General features: G+C 38.8%; 9 protein-coding genes. 1 reads left to right on the forward strand and 8 read right to left on the reverse strand.

The features are described from left to right. Nucleotides 1-127: 127 nt before the first annotated feature. On the reverse strand, nucleotides 128-2,449 hold the full coding sequence (locus JIV24_RS12770; protein ID WP_200465440.1) for a TonB-dependent receptor plug domain-containing protein: 2,322 nt from the start codon (nucleotides 2,447-2,449) through the stop codon (nucleotides 128-130). Nucleotides 2,450-2,785: 336 nt separating this feature from the next. Here JIV24_RS12770 and JIV24_RS12775 point away from each other — a divergent pair, with 336 nt between their 5' ends. Continuing rightward, the gene (locus JIV24_RS12775) at nucleotides 2,786-3,547 is read left to right on the forward strand and encodes a hypothetical protein (RefSeq protein WP_200465441.1); all 762 of its coding nucleotides are present in this window, start codon (nucleotides 2,786-2,788) and stop codon (nucleotides 3,545-3,547) included. Between the two features lie 116 nt (nucleotides 3,548-3,663). Here JIV24_RS12775 and JIV24_RS12780 read toward each other — a convergent pair whose 3' ends face one another. From JIV24_RS12780 to JIV24_RS12810, 7 genes are all read right to left on the reverse strand, one after another. Beyond that, the gene (locus JIV24_RS12780; protein ID WP_200465442.1) at nucleotides 3,664-3,852 is read right to left on the reverse strand and encodes a cold-shock protein; all 189 of its coding nucleotides are present in this window, start codon (nucleotides 3,850-3,852) and stop codon (nucleotides 3,664-3,666) included. A 343-nt stretch (nucleotides 3,853-4,195) separates the two neighbouring features. Next, nucleotides 4,196-5,272 (reverse strand): glycoside hydrolase family 5 protein, encoded by a 1,077-nt coding sequence (locus JIV24_RS12785; protein WP_200465443.1) that lies wholly within the window; start codon nucleotides 5,270-5,272, stop codon nucleotides 4,196-4,198. Nucleotides 5,273-5,297: 25 nt separating this feature from the next. After that, the gene (locus tag JIV24_RS12790; protein ID WP_200465444.1) at nucleotides 5,298-6,770 is read right to left on the reverse strand and encodes a sulfatase family protein; all 1,473 of its coding nucleotides are present in this window, start codon (nucleotides 6,768-6,770) and stop codon (nucleotides 5,298-5,300) included. A gap of 37 nt (nucleotides 6,771-6,807) precedes the next feature. Then, on the reverse strand, nucleotides 6,808-9,057 hold the full coding sequence (bglX, locus tag JIV24_RS12795) for a beta-glucosidase BglX (RefSeq protein ID WP_234445825.1): 2,250 nt from the start codon (nucleotides 9,055-9,057) through the stop codon (nucleotides 6,808-6,810). 33 nt (nucleotides 9,058-9,090) lie between these two features. Further along, nucleotides 9,091-9,726: a polysaccharide deacetylase family protein gene (locus tag JIV24_RS12800; protein ID WP_200465445.1), complete on the reverse strand. Its 636-nt coding sequence runs from the start codon at nucleotides 9,724-9,726 to the stop codon at nucleotides 9,091-9,093. Nucleotides 9,727-9,757: 31 nt separating this feature from the next. Further along, a complete protein-coding gene (locus tag JIV24_RS12805; protein WP_200465446.1) occupies nucleotides 9,758-11,458 on the reverse strand; it encodes a T9SS type A sorting domain-containing protein in 1,701 nt (566 codons plus the stop codon). Nucleotides 11,459-11,476: 18 nt separating this feature from the next. Further along, nucleotides 11,477-14,329: a glycoside hydrolase family 9 protein gene (locus JIV24_RS12810; RefSeq protein ID WP_200465447.1), complete on the reverse strand. Its 2,853-nt coding sequence runs from the start codon at nucleotides 14,327-14,329 to the stop codon at nucleotides 11,477-11,479. Nucleotides 14,330-14,338 lie beyond the last annotated feature (9 nt).

Here is a 14,338-nt window from a genome sequence, read left to right on the forward strand (position 1 = left end):
GGGAACTCTCATTTTTACTATTATTTTGCCCGAGGAAATTTTTCTGAACTTCAATATCGTGATAATAAATAGATATTGACCTGATTAACAACCTCAAACAGCTTTTATTGCCTATAAATTTAACAACTTAAATCTTTTCAGAATCTCGATTAAACATTTTTGTTGGCTGTTTCCATATCAAATTAATCAGAAATATTCTGCCTGGCTGTGGATGATAGGCCGGAATTAATCCTTCCGGATTTATGTTCGTTTCGAAATTATAGTCTTCGGCATACGCTGAGCCAGTCTCTCTTCCCATCCCATAGAACTGTTCATCTAATAAGTTGTTCACCACAAGCTGCAATTTTAAATTAGGAATAATATTGTATGAAAGAGCCATGTTCACTTTCATATAAGAAGGAGCATATCCACCTTCATAGGTTTGTATCCATCTGTTTTCTTCCGGGGCCTTGCGCTTACCAACCCAATTCAGACGTATATCACTTGTTAACCTATCGTTCAAAAACAACGCATTCAAACCAGCATTTACTTTATGTTTGGATGTACGGTTAATGGCATACATCCCCTCTTTATTAAGGCCAACAAGGTAATTATAGTTCGAATAATAACGTAATTGCTTATGTAACTGCCATGATAAGTCGACCGATAAGCCTGTAATGGTTATTTGGTCTATATTTTCAAATCGTTCGCCCGATAACGATGTTGGGTCGCTAACTTTACCAATCAACTCATCTACTTCTGAAAGAAAGGTGTTTGCTTTTATTGACAAGCGCTCGTTTAACATCATACTCCTCAATTCCAGTTCATAAGTGTGAATCTTTTGGGGAGAAAGGTTTGGATTCCCTCTAAATTCATTGCTTAATTCAAAAATACTGGGCTGCCTAAACGCTTTTCCGTACAGCAATTTCACACCAAAATATTCCGATGGATTATAATCAAATGTCATTCTGGGGTTAAGAATACTACCAAATTCGGAACTATAATCGTATCGCAAGCCAACAGAATAACTCATCTTTTTCCATTGCTTATCCCATAAGCCAAAAACAGCCACTTCATTAACCGTAAATAAAGGATATGATTTGGGTACATTTAAACTACCATCCTCCTTTATGGCTTCATCCCACGATGAAGGAGTTGAATTTTTATCATTTGGATAAGTTCCTAGCGAAACTATACGATCGCTTTTACGACTGATACTCCCTTTCAGTCCTAATGAAAAGTGACTATTATTATCAAAATCCCAAATCAAACGTTCTTCTATATATGCCTGATAAGAATAGGCCCCATAGCTTTTCCGAAGGTTTGGAAATCGGTATAAGTATTTAAATCCTCCGTCAGGAATAATGTTAGTACCTCTGAACACAAGCGATGAATGAACTTGTAATTTACTTCCAACATCGGTTGTATTATTAAAATAGGTATGAAAATTTCGATAATGCGATGTATTCTCCTTATCGATTAAATCATATTCGTAAGCCACAATGGTTGGACCATATGCGCGGATGTAATCACTGTAAAAAACTCCTATTGTTGAATTTTTATAATGCAGTTTACCTCTTAATGAAAAGCTCGACTGAGTTGTATTAAATCCTTCAGGAATGGTTTTACCTCCATACGATGTATTTGGCTGATCATACAGCATATCACCTTCGTAATTGTAATCTGTGGTGAAATATGCCGGGTATCGATGATTTTTAAAATACGAACCAGGATCATACCGATTAAGCCCCATATCACCTTTTGAAAACATACTATGTACAGCCATTGACAGATGTAGCGATTCTCCAAGCTTAGACCCTATCAAAACATCAGCACCACGAGTATTGTCTGAGCCTACAAATGACTTCACCACTACTGTTTCATGATTCGATTTTGTAATTAAATGGATAATACCAGTAAATGCCTGAGCACCATAAACAACCGAACCCGGCCCCTGCACTATTTCAATCCGTTCAATATCGATTAACATATTTTCATAGGTCCACAAATAAGACCAATTAAAACTAATGTTGTTTTGTACAATACCATCGACCATTACCAACACTTCTGAATTTCCAACTTCACCAATTCCACGATTCATATTATGTGTTGGATATTCGCCATTACCTTCATTGTAGAGCATAAAATCAAAGCCCGGAATATCCTGACAAACATCAACCAATGTTTGATATCCACGATCTTCAATCATCTTTTGGGTAATAACTGTAATGTTGGAAGGCGACTTTGTTACCTCCACCTCTTTTATAGATCCTGTGATGGTTTTTAATTGCGATAATTCCATCAAAGAGTATTGATAAGTTTGTTTAATCCTCACACTATCTTGCCCTGCCACTCTCACAGCGCACATAGCAACCAGCATTAAAAAAAGATATCTTGACTGTCTCAAAACAACAGTAACATCAACAACACAGCCTCTCAGCAGACGCTTATAAAGCGAATATTTCTTCATTCAAAATTACGATAAAAGAAAACTATAGGACACACGAATTAAGTGAAAATTAACTAAGCTACAAAATTAAAATACAGTAATATACACTCCTAAAAAAATTAGATTAACGCTGTGTATTGTTATCATGTATCAAATAACGGCCATATACTACCTACCTGGATTCTCAAATTAATTCGTATTCCAATTACTAGCATCCATCAGCTCAAAAAACTATGGCATTAATCAATCAGAATTTATATTTTAGTATTGACTAAGCGAAATAAAACAATGACCCGTACATTGCATTACTCACAATCAAAAATTCAAAACCAGGCTTATAGCCTTTAATTTTCTAGCATGAACGAACCAATCGTTATTATCATCATTACGGTCATTGTAGTTATTTTTATCCTAGCGATATTCTTTAGTAAAAAAGCCATCATAAAGCGCAAACTCAAAAAAGCCGAACTAAAGAAACTTTCTCAATTTAGAAATGGCGATACAGCAAAAATAGTCGGTCAGGTTGAGCTAGTGGACCAAGCGTTGACAGCTCCATTATCAGGCCGTAAATGTGCGTATTATTATGCGCATGTTGAACAGGAGGTTTCATCTGGGAAAAACTCTCGCTGGAAAACTTTGATCGAGGAAGAAGTATCAGGCGAGTACCTTATTCGTGATGGCAGCGAATGCGCCTATATAAGTAGCAAACATGTCAAAAGCTACATTGTGCAAGATAGAAAATTCAGATCGGGATTTATGAATGATGCCAGTCAGGCCCTTGAGCGCTACCTGAACAACAAAGGCTATGAAAGTGAGAATATGTTGGGCTTTAACAAAACATTGCGTTACAAGGAAGGCATATTAGAGGCAGGCGAAACTATAGCGGTTTTTGGTTGTGGGCAATGGAAGAGTGCTTCGGAACTTGGATTACCTGAGGAACTGGGACAGGTACTAGCCATTAACGACCCGGATGAAGGTACTGTTTACTTAAGCGACGACCCCGATACGACTAAAAATACAGCCAAAGCTAATACCATAAATCAATCAGATAATTATGGGCAGGCAGACAGTCGTTATTTTCAGAAAACAAGCGAGAGTAAATATTTTAAGAAGTCTTAAATTCCCTCACTCTTTTCATCAACGTGTGATAATTTCAATTTGTAATTATAACAAAAAGAGGAAATCCATGAATGGATTTCCCCTTTATAGTACAGTAATAAAAAGTTATATAGTAATTATATTACTTTCACATTAACAGCATTAAGGCCTTTTTTACCTTCTTGTAGATCAAATTCTACTTCGTCACCTTCACGGATTTCATCAATTAATCCTGTAACGTGTACAAAATGCTCTTTACCATTCTCTTCAGTGATAAAGCCGAAACCTTTTGAGTCATTGAAGAATTTTACTTTTCCTTTATTCATCTTACTTTAATTGAAATAATAATAATGCATCAAAAGTAAATTAATAATCTGGTTTTCAAACATTTTTATTGAAATAATATTATATCATACACAATTTAACAAACAATTCAGGCAAACAACCAATCACAATACAACTCTATATCGATTTGATTTTCAATCCCTAACACACCCTTTAGAACACCGACTCATCTGATAAAAACTTGTAAATGATATTAGTCAAATACTCTGTAATCCTCCACAATGACCTTTAAGCTTATCTAAGTGAATTGTAATCATTACAACAAAATCGTTGTCTAGGTAATCAGAGCATTTGCTTAAATTTCTCACTTAGCCGCATTGTGTGCTATTGTTTAGAATTTATTATTACCTCAATAATTTCAGGGAACAAGCACTGATAATTTTTGCGATTGATTAGAGCAAACTCATGAGGATAACCATTATCCCACCAGATGGGGCAAATACCTCTTTTTATACAAGCCTTCGTATAATACTCGGCATGCCGCATGCGATCCCGGATATTTTCATTGTTCACTGTACCCCACTCTCCCATTATAACGGGAATACCTTTTGATAGATAATGTTCAACTAATCTATCCAATTCCCTATCCAAAGCTACTTTATCCTCATCTGCCCCCCAGTCTTTGCGAGTTTTTTCGAGGCACAACTTCCAAGGGTAATAATTATGTATCGATACAATAAGGTTTTTATCGTCGGGCAATTGAAAATCATTTAAAGCATTTGGTATCGATGAAGCCGCATAAGGTGATATCATCAGATAACGATCTTTGTTTTTCTTGCCTGTAGTTCTGATGGCATCCACGCATACCTGATGAAATTGATTGAGGCAATCACGACTTTCAGCACTACCGCCATTCCACTCTTCAGGTGTATTCTTCAACCTTACTTCATTTAAGGTTTCAAATAGGAGTTTCTCAGGATAATTCTTAAAATACTCAGCTATTTGTGTCCATACGAGCCTCAGTTGTTTTTTCACACTCTCACACTCCTTATAGGTCGCGATTACCCATTCTTCATCATGATGAATATTGATAATCACGTACATGTCATTATCCAAGCCATAATTCACAACCTCTTCCACTCGATGTAACCAAGCTGGCTCAATTTGATATTCAGGACCATCTCCAATATGGTATTGCCAGGTCACCGGCACTCTTAGCGTATTAAAACCCTTTTCTTTTATAACATTAATAAGCTCCCTAGTGGCTTTAGGATTGGCCCAGGCTGTTTCATCTTTCCCTTTAGAATCAAGTGTATTTCCAAGATTCCAGCCTACGCCCATATCACGTACAAATTGCATGTGTTTGTTATTCTGAATTTCAAAACCTGCTAGTGTATTTTCCTGAGCATGGCTCAATAAAAAACTAAGAGTTATAATTAATGATAAGCTTAATGTTTTCATGAGAAATAGGTTCTAAGAATGTCGTTTAGTAGGTATTTGGTTTAACAAACTCACCCGTTGATACTTTCCATTGTTCAAGGTAGTCTTTCATCTCTTTCACCACCTCAGGGTGTTGTTCAGCCACATTATCCATTTCATAAGGATCAGTATCATGATCGTACAAAAACTCATGGCCTAATTCGGTTACTATTAAACGAAAGCGCGATCCACTCACCGCTTGTGCCTGCCATATTTCTGAGATGGCATACTTACGCACGGATTCGATTTTACCAGACAATACAGGCACAATACTTTTGCCATTCTGCGCCGTTTTCTCAGGCTTTTTAATACCTGCTATTTCAAAGGCAGTCGGCACTAAATCCATTAATTCAACTGGCATATCTGAAACCACATCTCTTTGAAAATGCTTTGGATAACTTATAATTAATGATGCCAGCAACGACTCTTCAAACAAAGAACCCTTACCGTCGATACCATGGTTGCCAAGGAAAATAGAATGATCAGAAAAGAAAACGATCACGGTATTGTCATACAAGCCACTTTCTTTTAGTTGTTCTACCAGGTTCCCAATCATCTTATCCATAAACATCACATTAGCTACTTCCCCTTCACGCCTGCGTGCCAGGTTTTCTGCATTGGGTAGTTTACCATGCGAGTACTTGGTTAATAATTCGGGCACTTCATGCCCAAAGCTATTGGTTTTAGCGGCAGGAATATCAATTGCTTTAGCGGCTTGTTGATATTGAGTAGGTGCATCATACGGATCGTGCGGCAAACAGAAGTTAAACCACAAGAAGAAAGGTTTTTCAGCATCCTTTTGAGTCTCCAACCAGTTTTCACCTACCATGGTGGTGTAACCATCCAGGTAATGCACATCATCATCCATGGTGCTATGACTGTACCACGACCAGCCGCCCTGTTTGTTATCATCCAGAAACTGCTCATACTTACCTTCATCTTTAAGAAATTGAATGAACACATCTTGCTTTCCATACGGCTTTTTGAGGTTTAGTTTTTTCCACAACTGATAACGCTCACCTGTAGCTTTGGCATAATCAAAACCATAACTCAACAAGGCCTCTTCTTTTGACTGCTTAAAGGATTTTGGTCGCATATGGGTTTTTCCAATATAGGCTGTAGTGTAGCCATGTTCCTGAAGAACCTGCGGAAAGGTCCATACATCTTCTGGCAGTAATTTTCGATGTCCGTTACGGTAAAAACCTAATTCATGAGGATACAGATTGGTTAATAATCCATTTCGGGAAGGTGCACACATTGGCGCTTGACAAACTGAGTTCTTAAAATAAACACCATCACTTGCCAATTGGTCTAGATTTGGTGTAATGCCAAAGCCATCCCCACATTTATTCATAAAGCGAGGCATTAAATCATCGCATTCGATAAACAAAATATTCGGACCTTTTTTGGCCAAAACTTCTCCAATATTTAGTAGTAATACTGCTATTAAGAAGGTGAATAAATAACTATTTCTCATCATTAATCATTTTTTATTTTTTTTCAAAAACCTCAACTTCCTATTCAAAACAAAAAGAGTCAGAAAGTACATGTAGCGAGTTTCCTCCAACAAAGACGTTAAAAACACCAGGCTCCAACACCTTTTTATTATCGTTATTATAGAATGTGAGCTGTGAAGCCTTGATGTTAAATTCAATTACGCGTGACTCATTAGCTAACAAAGTCACCTTTTGATAATCCTTCAACTCCTTTACAGGCCGAGTAAGACTGGCTGTTTGATCCTGCAGGTACAATTGTACTATCTCTGTTCCTTTTCGGCTGCCTGTATTGGTTAGGGTAACATTCATCTTTATATTACCCGCATCATTCATTGTCGTATCCGAAAGCAGCAAATTGGAATAATCAAAACTAGTATAGGTCAGTCCATAACCAAAAGGAAAGGCTGGTAAAAATCCAGCATCCAGATAATGGCTTTTATTCCCAAGTGAACTTTGCCAGGCGCCAACCGGAATATCATCCATATGAACGAACGATTCCTTATCGGCCGGACGGCCAGTATTCTTTTGATTATAATAGATAGGTAACTGTCCTGCACTTTTCGGCCAAGTGATAGGTAATCTACCCCCTGGCTCTCTACTGCCTGTCAATACATCATACAATGCTGGCCCTCCAAGCGTACCCGGATGCCAGGCCATCATAACAGCATCAACAAAAGGCAATACTGCTGAAATATTAATCGGTCGCCCCGCCATAATCACCAATACAATTGGTTTGCCGGTTTGGCTTAGCTCATAGAGTAATTCTTCCTGAACACCAGGCAAACGAATATCGGCACGGCTATGTGCCTCGCCCGACAAGATGGCCTCCTCGCCACCTACAAATACAATCACATCTGACTTTTTAGCCTTAGCTACTGTCGCTTGAAACTGTTTCTTTGAGTTATCGCGACTGTATTCTAATCCATTGATAAATTGCGTAGATGCATTTTGTTCAAAAGCATCTTTAACAGTGACAGTCCGTGCCTTGTCACCATCAAAGGTCCAGGTACCTAACTGATCATGCGGTGCATCGGCTAAAGGTCCGGTTAATAAAATCTTCTGTTCAGCTTTTAATGGCAATAAGTTGTTATCGTTTTTAAGCAGAACAAAGCTATTCACTGCGGCATCATAGGCCGCCTTCATACTTTCTTCGGCATACATCTGACCAGGGTGATTATCGGGTATATATGGAGCTTTAAATAATCCCAATTGTATCTTTACTCTTAAAATATTCCGAACCATATCATCTAAAACATCCATACTCACCTCTCCAGTTTCAATGAGTTGCTTTAAATGATTCTGATATGCAGCACTGGTCATTTCCATGTCTAAACCCGCCATGGCGGATAGTTTGCCGGCTTCCTTTTCATTGGCTGCAAAGCCATGTGGTATCATTTCTGTTACCGAATTCCAGTCACTCACTACAAAACCATTAAAGCCCAGCTGGTCGCGTAGTATATCCCGTAAGATAAATTTATTTCCTGTTGCCGGAACACCGTTTACATCATTAAATGAAGACATGATGGTGGCAGCTCCTGCATCTATAGCTGCCTTAAATGGAGGTAGATATATGTTTTGCATTTCAGCATTATGAATCACCGCCGAATTGTAATCACGGCCGCCAATGGCCGCTCCATAAGCTAAAAAATGCTTGGCACAAGCTGCCATAGAGCGTGGGTCTGATAAACTATCCCCTTGGAAACCTCTGATGTATGCTTTGGCCAAAATCGATGCTAAATACGGATCTTCCCCCGGCGACTCGGCCACTCTTCCCCAACGGCTATCACGAGCAATGTCAAGCATGGGAGCAAAAGTCCAGCGAATACCTTGCGATGAAGCCTCAAGGGCTGAAACCCGGGCACAGTCATAAGCTGTTTGCTCATCCCAACTGGCTGCTAAACCAATAGGAATGGGGAAGATGGTTTTAAAACCGTGAATCACATCACGGGCAAAAATAAGTGGAATACCCAATCGACTCTCTTCAACAGCGATACCTTGCAACTCCTTGACATATTCAACATTCATCACATTGAGTACGCTGCCTACCTGTCCATCACGAACGGCTTGTTTAAATTCCTCAGACAATGCCCCTTTTACTCGACTTGACGTACCTCTTAATGCTGTTTGACCTATTTTATCGTCAATGGTCATTTGGGCCAATAACTTTTCAATCTGCTGCTCCTCTTGATTAATCTTTTTAGGTGCGCAGCATACCATTAAAAAACATGCTGTAACTAAAACCAATCTTGTTGCCAATCTATTCGTTTTCATAATCCTTTGGTTTATGATGTCAATCCTTAACTATTAACCATCAGCTCTAAGTGCTTCAAAACTATAACCCATGCCTTTCCAAATCGGTATCAAATGTTTTAATGCTTCTAAGGTGTGAGTTCGTTCATGACATAAAATGACAAGCTTATCTCCATGCAAGTCACTTAAATTGTCAACAATCATTTCAACTTCCACCTCTGGTTTAGCATCCCGAGCATAAGCATTAATTTTATAGCTGGTCATTCCAAGGCTATCCACTAATTCATCTATAAAGATATTACTTTTTAAAAATGGTGCTCTAAAGGTTGAGGGCTCATAGTTGAGTTGCTGTTTGTACAAATTCTGAAAAGTGATTAACTCTTCCCTCACATCTGCTTCTGATAATTCCGTTAAATCCTTATGCGTCAATCCATGATTTCCAACCTGGTGCCCTTTGCTTAGAACTTTTTTACAAAGAGCGATTTGAAGCTCAGCTTTCTTCCCCATATGGTAAAATGTAGCTTTCACATTGTATTGGTCAAATAACTCCAGAAATTGTTTTGTTAATGCTCCAGATGGTCCGTCATCTATTGTCAGGTAGATTGTTTTTTGCTTTGTATTTGTTCCGTCTGCTGCAAAAACATTGTATAGACTTAAAAGAAATACAGTAAATATTATAAGTCGATTCATGGCTAATATTTTATCAATCCTATTCTATCCCCTAATCAATCAGCAACTTAAACGACTGAATATCACTATCAACATTCATCTGGCAAACATAAATACCAGGAGGTGTATCAAGCAAATATCTTTGTTTAGTTGATGTAACTTTATTCTCAAAACAAAGTTTTCCATTCAAATCCCATAGTTGTATTGATGCATTGGAGAATGGCTTATTTATTTTCACCTCTAAATGCCCCAAGGTCTTATCGAAATATGTACTGGTCAGTGATTCATCATTCTTTAACTCATCAACGCTTGTAAAAACCTTATTTACTTTAATAACAGTCAAAGAAAAAGGAGGTAAATCAATTTGCTGATTGGCCGTAAAAGTATTCTTCGATATACCGCTTCCTTCAAAAACTGGTGAATCATACACATTGCTGCACGTAAGCTGATTAATTTCTGCTGTTTCATCTGACAACAAGTGCCGAATATCAACATTCGTAACTGCATGTTCATGAATATTCAGGAGTACCAGCTGCTCACTGTTTTGATTAATAAATTGCAGACCCTGAATGGCACCTACACCTGCAACAGCCTCTGGATTATTTGATATATCAACCGAACGCCGATAAAGACACTCATCGGCAGCCTGATAAAGATAAGCTAAGGCAATAGCAACAGGCCCTGCTTCCATTTGATCCTTGTTAATAACATCCGGATGATTGGTGACATGATGATACATCAGGTTAGTGATTTTCTCACCCAATTTAAGCCATTGCATGGTATAAGCTGCAGCTCTCAATCCTGATGCCCATGAGCCTGGGGTGTTATCTTTCGTTGCGCCATATTCGGTCAACCACAACTCGAAGTCATCAGGCACCATGGCATAATCATCTGATTTTTCAAGAGGATATTGAATCCCTTCGGCAATAGCTATTTTTGCTGTTTGCACATTCGTCACAGCTGTTTGATCTCCATAGTAAGTGCTTAAATAATGGTGTTGCACCACTCCATGTATCATACCTGCTAATTCGGATTCATTTTTCAAGCCATTAAAAATTGTATTATTCCAATTATCTCTTGATGAGCTTCCTCCTTTCGTTGTAATCATCAGTATTTTCATATCTGGATATACCTGCCTGATATGTTGACAGATTACCTTCGAATGCTGAAGATACAATTCCGGATTGGCAGCATAGATAGCGGCATGTTCATTGTCAAAGTAAAACTCATTCCCCAGCTCAACCACTTCGGGTAGCTGCCCGGCCTGCTGAAAGGCTTGAAGAGCTGCCAACATATCATCAACCTTTAGCAGCAAAGTATTTTCACTTATCAAAGTGGCTTCATCGGCTTCATATGAAACACCTGTGATGGGTGTTGGCCTTGCCATATTGACCACATAAATTAATTTAACCCCCTCATCAATTCCATTGACCACCATGGGAATGGTAAAGGGCGTTTTGCCGCCACTTTTTGTTCCTTCGATAAAGGTTCCGGTGCGCCAATCCCAATAGTTAGCTTGTGTACCTGCCGGATACCGAATTACACCAGCTTGCGATTCACTCACCAATGACAGAAATGCTTCATCGGTCCATGATGGCCCTTCTGTTGAGCGCCCATTATACCCCATTGTTAATTGCTCAGACCGCATAAAATCAGTATTGAGATGAAGCTGAACCTGAGTATACCCTGAAATGGAAACAGTCATTAATAATAAATGAAGCCAAAGCATTTTATTCTTCAACAGTTTTTTCATAGAGTCATTTTAAATTTACTACCGTTTCACCACCTTCATTATTTTTCGATAATCCTTATGCACTACTTCCACCAGATACACACCAGCACTTAGATCTGTTCCAAGTTGAAGTCCCTGAGGAGAAACCTGTTTTAAATGCTTTATTAATTTTCCACTTAAGGAGCGCACGATAATCTCTACATTACCCAAGTCATAGGTTGTGGCAATTGAAAAAGAATGTGAAAAAGGATTGGGATATGCACGAACTTCCAGACTATTGTCTGTGTGAGGTATTGATAGAGATATATCTCCATTATAAGCCTTAGGTGTTCCGCTTTGTTGCGTACCTTTGTCTATCCAGTGAATCGACAAATCGGTCCCATCATTATTATAGCCATTACGAACATAAAGGTGATCATCCCCAAAAGCAGTAGTCGACGTAGTCACATCACTAAATTGATCGAGTGTACCTAAACTACCATGTCGTAAAACCAAACCGATAGTATTAGTATTAAGATGTATACCTCCATGGCTAAAATCGGCTGATATGCCATGTGCATCTTCAAAGTCAGTCAAATCACGGGTGACAATTACATAACCATATGGCTCGATCGTTCCGCTCATTAGCTTGCGTCCATTATAACCAGGATAACTAGCACTTGTATTATAATGCTCCAAATAAATATTTTCAAGACTGATGGTTTTATTGCTTGTATTGTAAATCTCTACAAAAGAGGCATTGGGTGTGGCATGGCTGTTCACTTCATTAATTTTTAAATCACCATCAAGAGGAGCTTCAGGCTCTGAAACGATATCTGAATAACTATTAAAACGGCTCAACATGTAAAACAGCGTACTTGAAATGGGCACCACACTCTCGCCAGTCTGGTATTTTTCGAAGCTCTGAATAAAACTTGTCCCATCATTTGTAAAACCCGGTAGAATCGCACCAAGTCCATCTTCATATGAACGCTTGAAAAAATTAACCGATGGCGTGATGGTTTCATCCCCTAAACCAACAATGTATGAAGTCGCATAAGGGTTATATCCTGTCAAATGGTTAAATGCCGCAAGAGCTATTTCAAAGGCCTTTTCATTATTTAGGTAATCAGCATACCCAAGCATATTATAGGCCAGCCGGGCTACTTGAATAGTATTACCAAAATCCGTTGTTCTGTCAATTGGATGTTGCGGGAAACCAAACGGACTCATAGGTTTGGCAGACCAGAAATCCAAAAAGGTTTCCATCACCCAGGTCACACGCTCACGCATACCTTGGGTGCGCGCAATGTTGTAATAGCGGCATAATGAAGGGATAGAGCCATTATCCAGCTCTGCATAGGTATTCCCTGTTTCTGAAGGCCATTTTGTGCCGTCTTCTTTTGTAAAAATACCATTCTTAAATTTAGCCGCATTAAACATCTCATCGGCCTTATTAAAGTACTTCGTTTCTCCGGTAGCATAAGCCATTTCAACGGCTGCTCCCAATAAATCAACGGATTGTCCTTTAAAGCTTTTACCGATATTTTCGTCAACCAAAAGTTCATTGTTAATGACAAAATCCCAGGCTAATTCAGCGGTTGACAAAGCCTCTGCCGCTATGTCGGGTTCAGAATCTTTAAAAACCTGATAGGCCAGCGCCAAAGCCTTAGCAATACGGGCTGAGTTATAGGCATCCACATTGGTAACCCAATAATAATATATGCGAGGAGGTGTCGTTTCTCGAATCCTTCCGGCAGGCCAACTCCCGTCCTTGTTATGTGTGCGAAAAATATGCTCTAAACCATATTTAATCTCATCCTCAAGAGCCAGTTTATCATCCAAATTAGTTGTATGGAAATGCCCCAGGCACATATCGGCAATGGCCTTGGCGGTTCGACCCATCTTTGAATCCCGTGAATGGGCATCAAACCATCCATATGGAGGTACATCATACGTGCCTGTCACCGTAAATTCCTCAGTGCCATTATTATCAAAAACAGTTGCCTCGTTGATGGTTTGCGTCTCAGGATAAAAGTGATTGTATTTCCAAAATCCGTTAAAAAAATCGCTATACCTAAGTGTTCCGCCTTTATTATACTTAATCTCAAAATAAATATCATTCCCTATAAGCATATTGGTGACCAAGCCATTGGCCTGAATTTGATAATGACCTTCGGTACTTAATCCACTTACATCGGCCACATAGTAGTATTGCCCCCAGGTAGAGGTAGCAGTCCATTTGGTCATGGTACCGGTCAGTACCGATGTTTGAGAATGTGCATCAACAACATTAAAAGTGGGCGCCCCCAGTTCTGTATTGGATATAAGCAAAGCTTCTTTTTTGTGATGTGGCTTCCAACCTAACTGAGGTACTACTAATGCCTCCTGATAACTATCTTTGATGGGGGCAATATGGAATTGCTGTGCTTCCTTAGCTACATAACTTTGCTGCACGCCAGCTCCTACTGAACTGTAAAAATTATAATACGCCACATCCGGGTTAGGGTCTATTACTGCTGGCACTTCATCAATGGCTGACAAGGCTAATCCTGATTTGACATTTAGGATGCGATAAAAACCATCCGTTTTTATCAAGGTCCATTTTTGATGTTCCTGTGTACTCCAGGGTTCTGTTAAAACCTTTTCATCTGCCAAAAGTGAAGCATTTTTAACAGCTAAAACCTCATTACTTGCAATATTTACAATACGGAATGTTTCATCTCCATTATCTAATATATGCCATTCGCTTTTTGCTCTGTTGTAAACAAATTTTGAATTAGCCGAGGTATTGGCATTTAAATACCTTCCGGTACTACGCGTTTCAATTGAATAGGGTTGTATTGACTGAAATTGACCAAATACGTCAATGAAAGACAGTAATCCTAATAGTATGTATATATGTTTGTGCATCAATTCAGG

This window comes from Carboxylicivirga marina, assembly GCF_016612505.1.
GTDB lineage: Bacteria > Bacteroidota > Bacteroidia > Bacteroidales > Marinilabiliaceae > Carboxylicivirga > Carboxylicivirga marina.